The organism is Aquabacterium sp. (assembly GCF_035476535.1).
Taxonomy (GTDB): domain Bacteria; phylum Pseudomonadota; class Gammaproteobacteria; order Burkholderiales; family Burkholderiaceae_C; genus Pseudaquabacterium.
This window is the reverse complement of record NZ_DATILJ010000222.1, coordinates 11,390-27,239: the sequence shown is the minus strand read 5'-3', so window position 1 is coordinate 27,239 and position 15,850 is coordinate 11,390. Positions and strand designations below refer to the sequence as shown.

The following is a 15,850-nucleotide window of genomic DNA, read 5'->3' as shown; positions in this document are numbered from 1 at the left end:
CCCGAAGCTGCCGATCTCGTGCAGGTCGTTGACGATCAGCCGAAAGCTCGACGGCGTGAACTGCCAGGCATGGATGTCGTGGAAGTCGTCGCTGTGGCGCACCTGGTCGTAGATCGCCTTGGCATCGGCCAGCGGGCGGAAGAAGGCCAAAGGCGCGTCGCTGTCGCGTAGCCAGGCCAGTGCGCCGCCGCGCAGGCTGTTGTAGGCCACTTCGTCGAAGATGCGGCCGGCGGTGTGGCGGGTGCGGCCTTCGGCATGGGCCTGCAGGATGTCGCCGGTCGAGGCCAGCGGCCGCAGCACGTCGAACGAAAAGCGCTTGTCGGGCACCGCCAGCAGCAGCACGCCCTGCGCGTCGAGCAAGGCCTCGCAGTCGCGCAGAAAGCCCAGCAGGTCGGTGGTGTGTTCGATGACGTGCGAGGCCACGATGTAGCGGTACTTGCCCGGCTGGCCGATCGTCTTCAGGATCGACCCGCCGGTCGAGACATGGTCCACGGCCTCGATGCGCGACACGTCCACGCTGGCCGCGCCGCTGTATTTGCGCACCAGGTCTTCCCGGCTGGCGTGGTCCAGGGTCTCGACCTGATAACCGGCAGACTTCGGCAGCAAGGGATTGAAGCCCGGGCCGATCTCGAGGCCCAGCGCCGAGGTGTCGATCAGGGACAGCAGCAGTTCTTTACGCGGGTCTGAGCTCATCCGCGCCACTATATCGGTGGCGACGCGGGAATTCGGGCGGCGTTAAGCTTGGGCCGGAACCTGCCCCTCGCTGCACCACGCCGCGCCAAGATCACCCGGCCACGCCATGAAGACTGTCACCCTCACGCTGCTCTCGATGCTGTTTTCGACACTGAGCCTGACGCTCGCATCAGCCGCTAGCGCCGCCGAACCCTCGCCGCGCGATCTGCACACCGCCCGCTGCGTCGCCGCGCTCGACGTGAACACGCAAGACCTCGCCCGGCAGGTCAAGTCGGGCCAGGAGAGCTTGCGCCGGATGCTGCAGGACAGGCTGGTGGCGGGCGCCGCGTTCATCGGCGACAGCTATCTGCACGGCAACCGCGACGAGGACCGCGCGCGGGCGCTGGCCGACCAGGCGCTAGCTGCGCAGAAGAACCTGCCAGCCTCGGAGTTGGCGGCTCGCCAGGCCGCCTGTGCCGACGAAGGCGCGAAGCTGTTCTCGGCCGGCAACGGCCTGCAGCGCGCCGTGGTCAAGCAGTTGGCGAAGAAGCGCATGGACAAGCTGCTCGGCGCGTGAGCACGGGGGGGCCAGCAAGGCGCCAACCGAACGCGACGCCATCAGCCACTGAGGGGCTCCCGCAGCTGCAGCACCAGCTGCGCCGCCGCACCCGCGGCCAGCACGCCCAGTGCGAACCAGTCGACCATCACCACACGGGCCAGTTGCGCGTTGTGATCGCCGCTCATGCGCGCCAGCACCAGGAAGGACAGCACGCTGGCCAGCCCGGCGGCGAAAGCGGCCGGGCGCAGCGCCGGTGCGAGCACGGCCCACAACAGCAGGCCAGCGACGACGCCGAACAGCACCGCGCGGTGGCGCATCAGGATCAGCAGGTTCGGTTCGCTCAGGTTCAGCCCATACAGCTGCGCCAGACGCTCGGCGCCCAGCACGCCGAGCGCCGGCAGCAGGTGGATCAGGCTGGCGATCAGCAGGCAGGCGGCGATCAGGTGGCGCATGTCGGGGCTCCGGGTGCTTGCCCCGGTTGTACGCAGCGCCTGCCGGCGCGGCAATGACCCCGCAGGTCAAGCCGCGTGCGCTGTGGTGTCGGCCAGCGACCTGCCGGGGGCCGGCACCTCGGCGAGGGCCAGCCCGGAGATCGCTTCATCGGCGATGTCGGCCGGCGCCCAGGCATGCTGGAAGCTGCAGCGTGCGGGCTCGCCGCCGTCGGCCTCCAGCACCACCCGGCCGTGCCGGCCCAGCAGCAGGCGCTGGCCGGCTTGCAGGAAGTGATCATCGGTGTCGCCGCTCTGCGTGAGCCAGATGCGGCCTTGCAGCACCAGCAGCCAATGGTCGCCCGTGCTGGCCGGCAAGGCGAGCACCTGGCCCGGTTGCAGATCGAGGGGGGTGTGCAGCGTGTTCATGGCCCCATGCTGCGGCCGGCGGCGTGCCGGCGTAAGCCACAGGCGACGCCCACTCTGTAATGCACAGAGCAGCAATTTTCGGCGCTGTATCGGCCGCTTCGCGCCGTGTCTGTACTGGTCCGGCGGCGGCGCGGCAGCCCACAATCGGCGCCATGGACATCCAGCTCGCCGAGCCTCCGCTGTACCTGAAGCTGGCCGATCGCCTGTCGGCCGCCATCGCCAGCGGCGCGCTGGTGCCGGGCGGGCGGCTGCCCTCGGTACGGCAGTGCGCGCGCGAGCAGTCGGTCTCGGTCTCCACCGTGGTGCAGGCCTACCGCCACCTGGAAGACGCACGGCTGATCGAGGCGCGGCCGAAGTCCGGCTACTTCGTCGCCGCCGCGCCGCTGCGCAAACTGCAGGAGCCGGACACCTCGGCGCCACCGACCGAATCGGTGGCCGTGGACATCGGCTCGCTGTCCGAACGCGTGATGCAGCTGGCGGTCGACCCGGCCTACATCTCGTTCGGTGCGGCCTGCCCGGCGCCCGAGCTGTTTCCGCAGGAGCGGCTGCGCCGCGCGTTCAGCCGGGCGGCGCTGCGCCACCGCGCGCAGCTGTGCCAATACCCGCTGGTGCCGGGTGAAGACAGCCTGCGCCGCGCCGTCGCCCGCCGCGCGCTGGCCATGGGCTGCACGCTGGACCCACGCGACATCGTGCTCACCAACGGCTGCAACGACGCAGTGGGCCTGTGCCTGCAGGCGGTGACGAAGCCCGGCGACATCGTCGCGCTGGAGTCGCCCACCTCCTTCGGCTTCCTGCAGGTGCTGGAAGCACTGCACCTGCGTGCGCTGGAAATTCCCACCCACCCGCGGCATGGCCTGTCGGTCGACGCGCTGTCGCTGGCGCTGTCCACGCAGCCGGTGCGCGCCGTGCTGGCGGTGCCGACGCTGGCCAACCCCATCGGCGCCAGCATGCCGCTGGCCGAACGCAAGCGGCTGGCACAGCTGCTGGCGCAGCACCAGGTACCGTTGATCGAGGACGCGATCTACAACGACCTGGCCGAGCGCGACGAACACCGCCGCGCGGTGAAGTCCTTCGACACCGAGGGCCTGGTGATGCTGTGCAGCTCGTTCTCGAAGACCGTGGCGCCGGGCCTGCGCGTCGGCTGGGTCGAGGCCGGCCGCTGGACCACGCCGCTGCGCCGGCTGAAAACCGCGCTGAGCGGCGGCCACACCTCGATCACCGAGCTGGTGATGGCCGATCTGCTGATGCAGCGCGGCTATGAACCGCAGCTGCGCCGGCTGCGCCAGGTGCTGGCGCGCCATGTCGACGAGGCCCGCGGCCTGATCGGCGAGAGCTTCCCGCGCGGCACCCGCGTCACCGACCCGCAGGGCGGCATGATGCTGTGGGTGGAGCTGCCGCCGGCGCTGGATTCGCTGGCCCTGTTCAAAGCCTGCCTGGACGAGCGCATCGTCATCGCGCCGGGCACGATGTTCAGTGCCACCGATCGCTACCGCCACTGCATCCGGCTCAGCGTCGGCGGGCCCTGGGGCGACGTGCAGCGGCAGGCACTGCGCCGCGTGGGGCAGCTGGCGCAGGTGCTGCTGCGGGCAAGGCTGCCACTCGCCGCTTGACGTTGCACGACGCGCGGGGGCGATGGCTCCCCGCCGGCCGGGCCATGGCTCCATCGGGTGATGCCGGCGCGCGCGCCGGGCGGGAGACTGCGGCCTCATCACCACAGCCACCTGCCCGGAGAATTCCATGCAACGCCCCACGATGTTCGGCAGCCGCCGCGTCGCCCCCGACACCATCGCGCTGCGCAGCTACGCGCCGCTGCCCGGCTTCGGCATCGTGCCGGTCCACGCACATGTGATCCGCGCGCGCCAGCCGGTGCTGGTGGACACCGGCATCGCCGCGCTGCAGCACGAGTTCATGCGCGAGCTGCGCAGCGTGATCGACCCCGCCGCACTGCGCTGGATCTGGCTCACGCACCTGGATGCCGACCATGTGGGCAACCTGCGCGCGGTGCTGGCCGAGGCGCCGCAGGCCCGTGTCGTCACCAACTACCTGGGCATGGGCAAGATGGACCTGCAGCAGCTGCCGCTGGACCGCGTGTACCTGCTGAACCCGGGCCAGACGCTGGACGCCGGCGACCGCCACCTGGTGGCCCTGCAGCCACCGTGTTATGACGCGCCGGAGACCATGGGCCTGTTCGATGCCCGCACCCGCACGCTGTTCAGTGCCGACTGCTTCGGTGCGCTGATGGCCGATCCGGCCGAGCGCGCACAGGACATGAGCGCGGCAGCGCTGCGCGAGGGCATCGTCGGCTGGGCCGCGATCGACGCGCCCTGGCTGCGCCGCATGCCGGCGTCCTACCTGGCCACCGGCTTCGGCATGCTGCGCGACTTTGCGCCCGAGGTCGTGCTCGGCAGCCACCTGCCGCCGGCCACCGGCATGCTCGATACGCTGTTCCAGCACCTGGTCGATGCCCGCGAAGCGCTGCCCTTCGTCGGCCCCGACCAAGCGATGATGGAACGCATGAGGGGGCTGAAGAAGGCCGCCTGACCCTCCCCTACACTGCGGCGCTTGTTTCACCCTGCGGCCCGGCCGCGATCTGCGAGAAAGCGCCGCATGGGCTGGCTGGGCCACCTCGACCTGCATTACACCCGCGATGGCGACCGCACCATCGCGCTGGACCGCCACCAGGGCCCGCTGCGCGTGCTGCAGCGCCTGTACCCCGAGGGCGACGCGGTCTGCCACCACGTGCTGGTGCATCCACCCGGTGGCATCGTCGGCGGCGATGAACTGCTGCTGGACGCCCGGCTGGACGCCGGCACGCATGCGCTGATCACCACGCCCGGCGCCACGCGCTTCTACCGCAGCGCCGGCGACACCGCACGCCAGCGGATCAAAGCCCGCCTGGCCGAGGGCGCTCGGCTGGAATGGCTGCCGCTGGAGACGATTGCCTACCGCGGCTGCGAAGCTGAAAACGCGCTGCGCTTCGACCTCGCGCCGGGCGCGCAGATGATGGGCTGGGACGTGCTGGCGCTGGGCCTGCCGGCATCGGACCAGGCCTTCGACCATGGCCGCTATCTTCAACAGTTAGAGATTCCCGGTATCTGGCTCGAGCGTGGCCGCATCGCCGGCACGGACAGCCTGCTGCTCGATTCACCGCTAGGCCTGGCCGGCCAGCGCGTGCTGGCCAGCCTGTGGCTGGCCAGCGGCCACGCCCTGAGCCGCACGCTGGGTGAAGCGCTGGTCGACAGCGCGCGGGCCTGCATCGAAACCAGCGCACTGCCCACCCGCGCCGGCGTCACACAGCTGCACGACACGGTGGTCGTGCTGCGCGCGCTGGCACCGCGGGTGGAGCCTGCGATGCAGCTGCTGCAGGCGGTGTGGGCGGCATGGCGGCCACTGGCCTGGGGGCTGGAGGCGGTGGCGCCGCGGGTGTGGCGGACCTGATGCGAACTTGAGGCGGTCACGAGCCTCCGCCCCCCGGAGATCGGTGTTCAGCGGGTGCCGGCGCCTTCACCTCACCAGGTCCAGCCGCATCCACAGCTGATGCAAGTCATGCGGCACGAAGCCCAGCCGCCGCAGGGCCTGGCCGCCGAGATCCAGGCGCTGCAACTGCGGCACCAGCATGTCCCGCCCCGCATGGCGGGCCATCAAGGCCTGCACCAGCGCCTGTGCATCGTGCTGCCCCGCGTCGCGGTCGACCAGGCTGTGGACCATCACGGTGCCACCGGCCTGCTCGGCAAACACCAGCTGCGCCTGGCCATGCTGCCAGGCCTGCAGCGGCTGCGGCGAGGCGGCCAGCCCGGCTGGCGTCACTTGCAACGGCAGATCGGGCAGCTGCTGCATCGCTTCATCCAGCCAGACCCAGGCCGCCGGGAGCTCAACTTCCACCACCGCTGGCACCGGCCCGTCGCAGCGGGCACGGCGCAGCACATAGCCGTGCAGCTCGTGCACCGGTGCAAAACCGCGGCCGCGGTACAGCCGCAGCGCGCGTTCGTTCTGTGCGAACACTTCCAACTCCACCGCGGCTTGGCCTGCGGCGCGGGCACGCGCGACGAAGTCGTCCAGCAGCTGCGGCGCGGCGCCGCTGCCGCGGGCCTGCGGCACGGCGCCCATCGTCGCCAGCCGCCAGCGCGCCTGCGCCGGGCGCGCGGCCACCAGCGCAAAGGCCAGGATCCGGCCCTGCTGCTCGGCGATGCGGCTCAGCCGCAGATCCACCGCCTGGCGGGCCAGGAAGACCGGCCAATCGGCCCGCTGCAGCGTGAACGGGCCGATCAGGTAGTCCGCGAAAGCGGCGCCAAAGGCCGCATGCAGATCGGCCGCGGCCACCGCATCGGCGGCTTGTAGCGTCAGGCTCGACATGCGCTGGCTCAGTCCGGTGCCGCATGTTGCGCCGCGGGGTCCGGCGCCGGCGGGCGGGTGGTCCACAGGCGCAGCAGCGTCAGGCCCACCGCCAGCATCGGCGGGCCGATGAAGATGCCGATGAAGCCGAAGGCAATGATGCCGCCGAACACGCCGAAGACGATCAACAGCAAGGGCAGGCTGCTGCTGCGGCTGATCAGGTAGGGCTTGACGAAATTGTCGATGCTGCTGATGACCAGCAGGCCCCAGAAGAACATGAAGATCGCCCAGCCGAGCGAGCCCTGGTAGAACAGCCAGATCGTGGCGCCGCCCCAGACCAGCGGCGGTCCAATCGGCACCATCGACAGCAGGAAGGTCGCCGCGCCCAGCGCCAGCGCGGCCGGCACACCGGCCAGCAGAAAGCCGGTCACCGCCACCGCGGCCTGGGCCAGCGCGGTGCCGAAGATGCCATGCACCACGCCCGTCACGGTGTTGTCGATGGTGGCCAACAGCTCCTCACCGAGTGCGCCGGCCAGCTTCTGCAGCACCCTGCGGCTGGCCTGCACCAGCGCATCACCATCGCGGTAGAAAAAGAAACAGATGAAGGTGGCCAGCACCAGCTGCAGCAGCCCCGCGCCCACGGCCTTGCCGGCCCCGAGCAGCAGGCCGCGCGCCGGCTCGATCAGGCTCTTCAGCGCCGCGGCCAGTTCTTCGCGGCTGGCGGCCAGGCGATGCCAGTAGGTGTCCAGCGGTTCGCCGATCAGCGGCAGGCTCTTCAGCCAGTCCGGCGGCATCAGCGGGCCTTGATCGAGCAAGGCCTTGATGGCGTCCACCGCGGACGTGACATCGTCGGCCAGGCTGAAGGCCAGCACCGCCGACGGGCCGACCACCAGCACCACCAGCAGCAGCGTCATCAGCAGCGCCGCGGCGGCCGAGCGTCCGGCCAAGGCGCGGCGAAGGCGCACGTACAGCGGCCAGCTCGACGAGCAGGCCACCGCCGAGAACAGCAGCGCGGGGATGAAGGGCGACAGCACCTGGTAGCAGCCGACGACAACCACGACGACTGCGGCCAGCTGCGCGTACTGCGGCAGGCGCAAGTTCATGGCCGGAAGGGTACGACAGATTTCGCCCCGCCCAGCCGGCCCGAAAACAGGGCCGTGCGCTTCAGGCATCATGCGGCGCATTCCGCTTCGTTCGCTGTTGCCATGCCGCCGATGTCCTCGCCTCGCTTCACATCCCGCCACTCGGTGAAGGCGGCCGTGCTGGCCGCCGCGCTGGGTCTGGCCGCCAGCGATGCATCGGCCCAGGTGTTCAAGGACGCCGCGCTGAATGCCTTGTACAGCGCCGAGCGCCTGGCCGAGCTGGACCAGCTGGCACTCAAACGCCTGGCCGCACACGCCGACGATGCGCAGGCCGTGCTGGCCACCGCGCTGGTGGCGATGATCAGCAACGACAGCGCCCGGCGCGAAGCGGCGATCCAGCGCGCCGAGCACTGCCTGCAGCAGGCGCCGCAGGCCGCCCCTTGCCACTACGCGCTGGGCAGCGTGCTGGGCATCCAGGCCATGTCGCAAGGCGCGATGAAGATGCTCAGCAGCGTTGGCCGCGTCAAAAGCGCGCTAGTGAAGGCACTGGAACTGGAGCCGCAGTGGTACACCGCGCGCAGTGCGGTGGTGGATTTCTACCTGCTGGTGCCGGGCCTGGCCGGCGGCAGCCCGAAGAAGGCCGCCGACATCGCGCGCGCCGCCGAGCGGCCCGAGCAGGCGCGTGCGCTGGAAGCCCGCGTGGCGCTGAAAGAAGAGCGCTTTGATGCCGCGGTGGCGCTGCTCGCCGATGTCAAGCCGGGGGCCGACACCGCCGTGGCCGACGACCTGCAAGCGCTGTGGATCTCGGCCGGCATCGGCCTGCTGGGCAAGGGCCAGCGAGAGCAGGCGCGCGCGGTGTTCCAGCGCCTGAGCAAGGATCGGCCCGACCAGGCTGCCGGCCCCTACGGCCTGGCGCGGGTGGAGACCGAAGCCGGCGCCTGGGCCGAAGCGGTGGCGTTGCTGGAGCGCAGCGCGCAACTCAAGGGCGCCGAGCGCCTGCCGGTGGACTACCGCCTGGGCATCGCACTGCAGGGCCTGGGCCGCAGCGACGCCGCACGCGCCGCCTACCAGCGCTTCATTGCCGGCGGCCGCGGATCACGCAACGCACTGGACGATGCGAAGAAGCGCTTGACCCAGTTGGGCTGAGCCGCTCAGTCGACCAAGGCATAGGGCCCGCCGCGCTCCAGCGCGCGGCGGAACGCCGGCCGCGCATGAATGCGCTTCAGAAACGCCATCAACCGGGGTCGGCTGTCGTTCAGGCCGGCACGCTGCGCCGCGGCTTCGAGTGGAAAGCTCATCATGATGTCGGCGCCGGTGAGTTCACGGCCGCTGAACCATTCACTCTTGCCGAGCTCTTCTTCCATGAAATCCAGCTGGCGCTTCAGGTTCGGCCACACGATGGCGTCCAGCGCCTTGTTGCAGATGGCGCGCGCCATCGGTTTGACGAAGAACGGCATCGGCGACGCCGCGATCTTGTCGAACACCAGCTTCATCAGCAGCGGCGGCATCGCCGAGCCCTCGGCGAAATGCAGCCAGTAGCGGTAGCGCAGGTGCTCGGGCGTGCCGGGTGTGGGCTGTAGGCGGCCGCCGCCATGGCGCTCCAGCAGGTATTCGACGATGGCGCCGGTTTCGGCCACGGTGGTGATGCCTTCGGTGATGACCGGCGACTTGCCCAGCGGGTGCACCGCCAGCAACTCCGGCGGCGCCAGCAGGGTCTTGGCATCACGCTGGTAGGGCTTGATCTCGTAGGGCAGGCCCAGTTCTTCGAGCAGCCAGAGCACGCGTTGCGAGCGTGAATTGTTCAGGTGGTGGACGGTGATCATCCGCCGATTCTCCGGTGCGTCGAGCGGGCCTGCTGCCACCAGGCCAGCACGCCCTGCCCCGCCACCAGGCCACTGGCCAGGCTGGCGCTGAGCAGGTAGCCGCCGGTGGGTGCTTCCCAGTCCAGCATTTCGCCGGCGCAGAACACGCCAGGCAGGCACTGCAGCATCAGGTGTTCGTCCAGCGCTTCCAGGCGCACGCCGCCGGCGGTGCTGATGGCTTCGGCGATCGGCCGCGCCGCGGTGAGCGTGATCGGCCAGGCCTTGAGTTCACGGGCCAGCGCCTGCGGCGCTTCGGCCACGCGCTGCGCCAGTTCAGCCGCGCTGTAGCGTTCGCGCAGCAGCGCGGCCTTCACCCCCTCGAGGCCGGCATGCTCACGCAGGTGGTTGGGCAGCGAGCGTGTACCGCGGCCATGTGCCAGGCCTTCGGCCAGCCGCGCTTCGTCGCGGCCGGGCACCAGGTCGAGCCGGATCGTCGCGCTGCCGGCCGCCGCGATCTGGTCGCGGATCAGCGCCGACGCGGCATACACCAGGCTGCCCTCGATGCCGCCGGCGGTGATGACGAACTCACCCGGCCGATCGAAATGTTCAGCGTGGGCGCCGTCGAACATCAGCCGCACCGACTTCAGCGGCGCACCGGCAAAGCGCTCGGCGAAATACGGGCTCCAGCCGACATCGAAGCCGCAGTTGGCCGGCTGCAGCGGCGCGAGCTCCACGCCACGGGCAGCCAGCCAGGGCACCCAGGCGCCGTCCGAGCCCAGGCGGGGCCAGCTGGCGCCGCCCAGCGCCAGCACCAGCGCATCGGCGCGCTGCAGCTGCGGGCCGGCGGGCGTGTCGAAACGCAGGTCCAGCGCGCCGTCGCCCGCTGTGTCCGGCGCGTGCCAGCCCTGCCAGCGGTGGCGCATGTGCAGCCGCAGGCCCTGCGTGCGCAGCCGGTGCAGCCAGGCACGCAACAGTGGCGCGGCTTTCATCTCCGACGGGAACACGCGGCCCGAGGTGCCGACGAAGGTGCTGATGCCCAGGCCCTGGGCCCAGTCGCGCAGGGCCTGCGGGCTGAAGCCCGCCAGCCAAGAGGCTACGGCTTCGGACCGCTCACCAAAGCGCTGCACGAAAACCGGCAGCGGCTCGCTGTGCGTCAGGTTCAGGCCGCCCTTGCCGGCCAGCAGGAACTTGCGGCCCACCGAGGGCATGGCGTCGTACAGATCCACGCTGGCACCGCCGGCCAGCAGCGCCTCGGCCGCCATCAGCCCGGCCGGGCCGCCGCCTATCACGGCCACCCGGGCCATGCCTGTAGGGGAAGCGGCCATCACGTTGTCAGCCAAGGTCATCGGCGCAGTCTAAACGCGCAAGCAAACGTTGGTGGACTGTGTCCAGTGGTCAAGGTTGCTTGCCTTTGAGACGGCGGTGCACCAGAACGGCGATCGGCGGTTCAGACTGGCGCCACGGATCCGGCCACGTGCCGGCAATACCTATTCATTCCCACAGCAAGGAGTACAGCATGACCCGCACCCACCTCTGGCAACTTGGCGCCATCGCGGCCGCCGCAGGGCTGATCTGCGTCGCGCAGGCGCAGACCAGCGACACCAGCGCCAACAACCAGGCCGCCGCCGAATCAGCGATGGCCGACCCCTTTGCCGCGCCCGAGAAGTGGAGCGACACCTCGCCGACCGAAGCCGACGTGCAGGCGGTGCTCGAGGCCGATGCCACGTCCACCACCACCGATGCAAACGCGCCCGCCGAACCGTCCAGCGAGCCCGCCACGGCGGCCATGCCGTCCCGCAAGAGCAACCATGCGGTGGTCGTGACCCCGTCCGCCGCGCCGGCGGCTGAAGCCGCGCCGGTGGCCGCGATCGAGCCGCCGATCACGCGCGAGGAAGTGATCGCTGAGGCGGTCTATGCCAACCGGCATGGCCTGATCCCGCGTGGCGAGATGGCCATGGTCGACGAGGACAAGGGCACGCAGTGGGCAGAAAAGGCTGACGTAGCCCGAATCGCACGGGCCGAGCAGACCCGCCTGGCGCGGCTCGAGACCCAGCAGAGGCTGGCGCAGGCGGCGCAGCCGAGCTCCGACACCACGGCCAGCACGACCGCCGGCCCGATGGCCAGCACGACGATCAGTTCCGCGCCCAGTGACAGCACCAGCCCGGCGCAGCAAACCGCGCAACGCTGAGTCGCTCCGCGGCGCTACACCGACATCAGCTTGCGCACGCCGTCGGCTTCCATCTGGGAGCCGCGGCCGCGCCGGATGATGTCGCCGCGTTCCATCACCAGGTACTGGTCGGCCAGTTCAGCGGCAAAATCGTAGTACTGCTCGACCAGCACGATGGCCATCGTTTTACGGTTTGCCAACATGCGAATGACGCGGCCGATGTCCTTGATGATGCTGGGCTGGATGCCCTCGGTCGGCTCGTCCAGGATCAGCAACTTCGGGCCTGCGGCCAGCGCGCGGGCGATCGCCAGTTGCTGCTGCTGGCCGCCGGACAGGTCGCCGCCGCGGCGGTTGATCATCTGCTTGAGCACCGGAAACAGCTCGAACAGCTCGGCCGGGATCTGCGTGCCGCCGGGTTTCACGGCCAGGCCCATGCGCAGGTTCTCCTCCACCGTCAGCCGCGAGAAGATTTCGCGGCCCTGCGGCACGTAGCCGATGCCGCGGCGCACCCGCTCGTAGCTGGTGGCGCGGGTGATGTCCACGCCGTCGAGCTGGATCGTGCCGGTCTTCACCGGCACCACGCCCATCAGGCTTTTCAGCAGCGTGGTCTTGCCCACGCCGTTGCGACCCAGCACCACGGTCACTTCGCCGAGCGTCGCCTCGAAGCCGAGGTTGCGCAGGATGTGGCTGCCGCCGTAATACTGGTTGAGTGAGTCGACCTTCAGCATGTCGGATTCCTAGCGCCCAAGGTACACCTCCACCACCTTCTCGTTGTTCTGCACCTCCGCCAGCAGGCCTTCGGCCAGTACGCTGCCTTCGTGCAGCACCGTCACCTTCTTCCGCCCTTGAGTCAGCTCGTCGACGAACTTCATGTCGTGCTCGACGACCACCAGCGAATGTTTGCCCTCCAGCGTCAGGAAAAGTTCGGCGGTGCGCTCGGTTTCTTCGTCGGTCATGCCGGCCACCGGTTCATCCAGCAGCAGCAGCTTCGGGTCCTGCACCAGCAGCATGCCGATCTCCAGCCACTGCTTCTGGCCGTGCGACAGCAAGCCCGCGGTGCGCTGCGCTTCGTCCTTCAGGTGGATCGTCGTCAGCGTCTCGCCGATGCGGTCCAGCTGCGTGCCGGTCAGGCGCGAGAACAGCGAGGCGCGCACGCGCCGGTCAGCGGCCAGCGCGAGTTCGAGGTTCTCGAACACGCTCAAGTCTTCATACACCGTGGGCTTCTGGAACTTGCGGCCGATGCCGATCTGCGCAATCTCGGGCTCGGTCAAGCGCAAGAGGTCGATCGTCGAGCCGAAGAAGGCCTTGCCCGAGTCGGGCCGGGTCTTGCCGGTGATGCAATCCATCATCGTGGTCTTCCCGGCGCCGTTGGGGCCGATGATGCAGCGCAATTCGCCAACGTTCACGCTGAGCGTCAGTGCGTTCAAGGCCTTGAAGCCGTCGAAGCTGACCGTGATGTCGTCCAGGTACAGCGCGACGCCATGCGCGAAATCCGGCTCGCCCAGTTTCAGCACGCGGCCGAAGGCGGCCTGGCGGTCACCGCTGCTGCCGGTGGCCGCCGATGCGCGCCGGGCTTCATACGCCTCGCGGCGCTTCGCCCCCTCCTCCATCAATTCGGGTGTCATGATTTTTTCTCCGTCGCGCGCTTGAACAGGCCGACGATGCCGTTGGGCAGGAACAAGGTCACCGCGATGAACAAGGCGCCCAGGAAATAGAGCCAGATCTCGGGGAAGGCGACCGTGAACCAGCTCTTCGCGCCGTTGACGAAGAAAGCGCCGATGATCGGGCCGATCAGCGTGGCGCGGCCACCCACCGCGGTCCAGATCGCGATCTCGATCGATGCCGCCGGGCTCATCTCGCTGGGGTTGATGATGCCCACCTGCGGCACATACAGCGCCCCGGCAATCGCGCACATCACGGCAGACAGGGTCCAGATGCTCAGCTTGTAGGCCAGCGGGTTGTAGCCGGTGAACATGACGCGCGTCTCGGCATCACGGATGGCCTGCAGCACGCGGCCGTACTTGCTGTTGACGATGGCCCGCGCGCCCAGGTAGAAGGCCACCAGCGTGACGCCGGTGATCGCGAACAGCGTGATGCGCATGCCCGGCGTGGCGATCGGGATGTCCAGGATGCGCTTGAAATCGGTGAAGCCGTTGTTGCCACCGAAGCCGGTCTCGTTGCGGAAGAACAGCAGCATCGCCGCAAAGGTCATGGCCTGCGTGATGATCGAGAAGTACACGCCCTTGATGCGCGAGCGGAACGCGAACCAGCCGAACACCAGCGCCAACGCGCCCGGCACCAGCACGATCAAGAGCATCTGTGCGATGAACGAATCGGACAGCGCCCATTGCCACGGCAGCGCCTTCCAGTTCAGGAACACCATGAAGTCCGGCAGATCGCTCTTGTAGTTGCCGTCGCGGCCGATCTGGCGCATCAGGTACATGCCCATGCCGTAGCCGCCGAGCGCGAAGAACAGGCCATGGCCCAGCGACAGGATGCCGGTGTAGCCCCAGATCAGGTCCATCGCCAGCGCGCAGATGGCGTAGCAGAGGATCTTGCCGGTCAGGCTGACCGAATAGTCGCTGAAGTGGAAGACACTGCCCTTGGGCACGGCCAGGTTCAGCACCGGCACCAGCACGGTGATCACCGCCACCGCGATCATCACCGCCAGCCAGCCCTTGGGGCCGAGCAGCAGGCCGCGCTTCTGTTCCAGCACCATCATGCCGATCTCGGGTTCGCGCTTCATGCTTCGGCGCTCCGGCCCTTGACCGCGAACAGACCCTGCGGTCGCTTCTGGATGAAGACGACGATGAACACCAGCACCATGATCTTGGCCAGCACCGCACCGGCCCAGCCTTCCAGCAGCTTGTTCAGGATGCCCAGGCCCAGCGCGGCATACACGGTGCCGGCCAACTGCCCGACACCGCCGAGCACCACCACCATGAACGAATCGACGATGTAGCCCTGGCCCAGGTCCGGCCCGACATTGCCGACCTGGCTCAAGGCGCAGCCTGCGAGACCTGCAATGCCGGCACCGAGTGAAAACGCCATCATGTCGATGCGCGCGGTGTCGACGCCGACACAGGCCGCCATGCGCCGGTTCTGCGTCACGCCGCGCACGAACAGGCCGAGCCGGGTCCTGCTGATCAACAGCGCCATGCCGATCAGCACCAGCGCGGCAAAGGCCAGGATCGCGATGCGGTTGAAGGGCAGCACGAGATTGGGCAGCACCTGCACGCCGCCCGACATCCACGACGGGTTCTCGACACCGACGTTCTGCGCGCCGAACAGCGTGCGCACCGCCTGCATCAGCACCAGGCTGATGCCCCAGGTGGCCAATAGCGTCTCAAGCGGGCGGCCATACAACCAGCGGATGACGCTGCGCTCCAGCACCGCGCCGACCAGCGCGGCGCTGAGGAAGGAGGCCGGAATGGCGACCAGGATGTACCCGTCGAAAGCATTGGGAAAGTAGCTGCGGAACAGGTTCTGCACGACGTAGGTGGCGTAGGCGCCGATCATCATCAGCTCGCCGTGGGCCATGTTGATGACGCCCATCAGGCCGTAGGTGATGGCCAGGCCCAGCGCCACCAGCAGCAGGATCGAGCCCAGGCTGGCACCGGTGAACAGCACGCCCAGCTTCTCGCCCCAGGCCAGCTGGCCCTGCACGCTGTCGATCGAGGCCTGGATCGCGGCTTTCACCTGCGCATCGGTCTCGGTGTTGAGTTTCTCGAGCAGCAGCGAACGCGTCGCCGGCTCGCTGCTGCCGGACAGCGCCTTGGCTGCCGTCATGCGCTTGGCCGGGTCGTCCGACGAGATCAGCACGGCCGCGCGCAGCAGGTTCAGTGCAGCCTTCAGCTGCACATCGGTCTCGGCCTGTTCAGCCTTCTCGATCAGGCCGAGCTTGCCCTCGTCGACCTGGTCCTTCAATTCGACGATCGCCTTGGCGCGCACCGCGCGGTCCGGCGAAATCAGCTTCAGCACCGCGATCGCGCTTTCCAGCTCGCGGCGCATGCGGTTGTTGTTGACGACATCCTCGGCATCGGCCGGCAGCGTGGCTGCCGATCCGGTGGCCGCTTCGATGGCCTTGCCGTCCTTGACGATGTAGGCCTTGCCGCCGGATGTCTTTACAGCGTCGTCGAGGATCGCCTGCACCAGCGGCACCAGCGTTACATCGCCAGCAGCCAGGCGTTCATTCAGCGCAGCGAGGCGCTCGTCGCTCTCACCGGCGGCGATCTTGCCGGCCTGCTCCGGCGTCAGCGCAAAAGCCTGCGGCGCGGCGAACCATGCCAGCAGGGTGAATACGAAAGGCAGAACACGAACACGCAGCACGGTTTCCCCAAAACAACGCGCGCGGTGCGGCATCCCGCCGACCGCGCGCC

General features: G+C 69.1%; 17 protein-coding genes. 6 read left to right on the top strand and 11 right to left on the bottom strand.

What is annotated here, in order from left to right; translation table 11 throughout:
* Positions 1 to 693 (bottom strand): methyltransferase domain-containing protein (locus tag VLK61_RS22020; RefSeq protein WP_325423961.1); only part of this gene is annotated, 693 nt, incomplete at its 3' end.
* A gap of 106 nt (positions 694 to 799) precedes the next feature.
* Between VLK61_RS22020 and VLK61_RS22015 the strand changes: the two genes are divergently transcribed.
* Positions 800 to 1,249, top strand: a complete 450-nt coding sequence (locus VLK61_RS22015) for a hypothetical protein (protein ID WP_325423959.1) — start codon at positions 800 to 802, stop codon at positions 1,247 to 1,249.
* A gap of 41 nt (positions 1,250 to 1,290) precedes the next feature.
* On the opposite strand, the gene VLK61_RS22010 is transcribed toward VLK61_RS22015, so the two are convergent.
* On the bottom strand, positions 1,291 to 1,683 hold the full coding sequence (locus tag VLK61_RS22010) for a phosphopantetheine adenylyltransferase (protein WP_325423957.1): 393 nt from the start codon (positions 1,681 to 1,683) through the stop codon (positions 1,291 to 1,293).
* Between the two features lie 66 nt (positions 1,684 to 1,749).
* Positions 1,750 to 2,088: a DUF2917 domain-containing protein gene (locus tag VLK61_RS22005; protein ID WP_325423955.1), complete on the bottom strand. Its 339-nt coding sequence runs from the start codon at positions 2,086 to 2,088 to the stop codon at positions 1,750 to 1,752.
* A 152-nt stretch (positions 2,089 to 2,240) separates the two neighbouring features.
* Here VLK61_RS22005 and VLK61_RS22000 point away from each other — a divergent pair, with 152 nt between their 5' ends.
* From VLK61_RS22000 to VLK61_RS21990, 3 genes are all read left to right on the top strand, one after another.
* Entirely contained in the window at positions 2,241 to 3,698 is a 1,458-nt protein-coding gene (locus VLK61_RS22000; protein WP_325423953.1) for a PLP-dependent aminotransferase family protein, read from the top strand.
* 127 nt (positions 3,699 to 3,825) lie between these two features.
* Positions 3,826 to 4,629, top strand: a complete 804-nt coding sequence (locus tag VLK61_RS21995; protein WP_325423951.1) for an MBL fold metallo-hydrolase — start codon at positions 3,826 to 3,828, stop codon at positions 4,627 to 4,629.
* Positions 4,630 to 4,695: 66 nt separating this feature from the next.
* Positions 4,696 to 5,526, top strand: a complete 831-nt coding sequence (locus VLK61_RS21990) for an urease accessory protein UreD (protein ID WP_325423949.1) — start codon at positions 4,696 to 4,698, stop codon at positions 5,524 to 5,526.
* A gap of 66 nt (positions 5,527 to 5,592) precedes the next feature.
* Here the strand turns inward: VLK61_RS21990 and VLK61_RS21985 are convergent, their stop codons facing one another.
* Both VLK61_RS21985 and VLK61_RS21980 read right to left on the bottom strand, forming a co-directional pair.
* A complete protein-coding gene (locus VLK61_RS21985) occupies positions 5,593 to 6,441 on the bottom strand; it encodes a GNAT family N-acetyltransferase (RefSeq protein WP_325423947.1) in 849 nt (282 codons plus the stop codon).
* Between the two features lie 8 nt (positions 6,442 to 6,449).
* Positions 6,450 to 7,523, bottom strand: a complete 1,074-nt coding sequence (locus VLK61_RS21980; protein ID WP_325423945.1) for an AI-2E family transporter — start codon at positions 7,521 to 7,523, stop codon at positions 6,450 to 6,452.
* A 111-nt stretch (positions 7,524 to 7,634) separates the two neighbouring features.
* Between VLK61_RS21980 and VLK61_RS21975 the strand changes: the two genes are divergently transcribed.
* Entirely contained in the window at positions 7,635 to 8,648 is a 1,014-nt protein-coding gene (locus VLK61_RS21975; RefSeq protein ID WP_325423943.1) for a tetratricopeptide repeat protein, read from the top strand.
* A 5-nt stretch (positions 8,649 to 8,653) separates the two neighbouring features.
* Here the strand turns inward: VLK61_RS21975 and VLK61_RS21970 are convergent, their stop codons facing one another.
* Both VLK61_RS21970 and VLK61_RS21965 read right to left on the bottom strand, forming a co-directional pair.
* Positions 8,654 to 9,325 carry a glutathione S-transferase gene (locus tag VLK61_RS21970; RefSeq protein WP_325423941.1) on the bottom strand — a complete coding sequence of 224 codons (672 nt, stop codon included), beginning with the start codon at positions 9,323 to 9,325 and terminating at the stop codon, positions 8,654 to 8,656.
* Positions 9,322 to 10,650: a TIGR03862 family flavoprotein gene (locus tag VLK61_RS21965; protein WP_325423938.1), complete on the bottom strand. Its 1,329-nt coding sequence runs from the start codon at positions 10,648 to 10,650 to the stop codon at positions 9,322 to 9,324. The genes VLK61_RS21970 and VLK61_RS21965 overlap by 4 nt, the downstream gene beginning before the upstream one ends.
* Before the next feature lie 170 nt (positions 10,651 to 10,820).
* Here VLK61_RS21965 and VLK61_RS21960 point away from each other — a divergent pair, with 170 nt between their 5' ends.
* Positions 10,821 to 11,492 (top strand): hypothetical protein, encoded by a 672-nt coding sequence (locus VLK61_RS21960; RefSeq protein ID WP_325423937.1) that lies wholly within the window; start codon positions 10,821 to 10,823, stop codon positions 11,490 to 11,492.
* Positions 11,493 to 11,506: 14 nt separating this feature from the next.
* On the opposite strand, the gene urtE is transcribed toward VLK61_RS21960, so the two are convergent.
* The 4 genes from urtE to urtB are packed head-to-tail and all read right to left on the bottom strand — an operon-like array spanning position 11,507 to position 15,833.
* The gene (gene urtE, locus VLK61_RS21955) at positions 11,507 to 12,199 is read right to left on the bottom strand and encodes an urea ABC transporter ATP-binding subunit UrtE (protein ID WP_325423935.1); all 693 of its coding nucleotides are present in this window, start codon (positions 12,197 to 12,199) and stop codon (positions 11,507 to 11,509) included.
* Positions 12,200 to 12,208: 9 nt separating this feature from the next.
* Positions 12,209 to 13,096 (bottom strand): urea ABC transporter ATP-binding protein UrtD, encoded by an 888-nt coding sequence (urtD, locus tag VLK61_RS21950; protein ID WP_325423933.1) that lies wholly within the window; start codon positions 13,094 to 13,096, stop codon positions 12,209 to 12,211.
* Entirely contained in the window at positions 13,093 to 14,217 is a 1,125-nt protein-coding gene (urtC, locus tag VLK61_RS21945) for an urea ABC transporter permease subunit UrtC (protein ID WP_325423931.1), read from the bottom strand. The genes urtD and urtC overlap by 4 nt, the downstream gene beginning before the upstream one ends.
* Positions 14,214 to 15,833, bottom strand: a complete 1,620-nt coding sequence (gene urtB, locus VLK61_RS21940; protein ID WP_414636845.1) for an urea ABC transporter permease subunit UrtB — start codon at positions 15,831 to 15,833, stop codon at positions 14,214 to 14,216. Before urtB ends, urtC begins: the two co-directional genes overlap by 4 nt.
* Positions 15,834 to 15,850 lie beyond the last annotated feature (17 nt).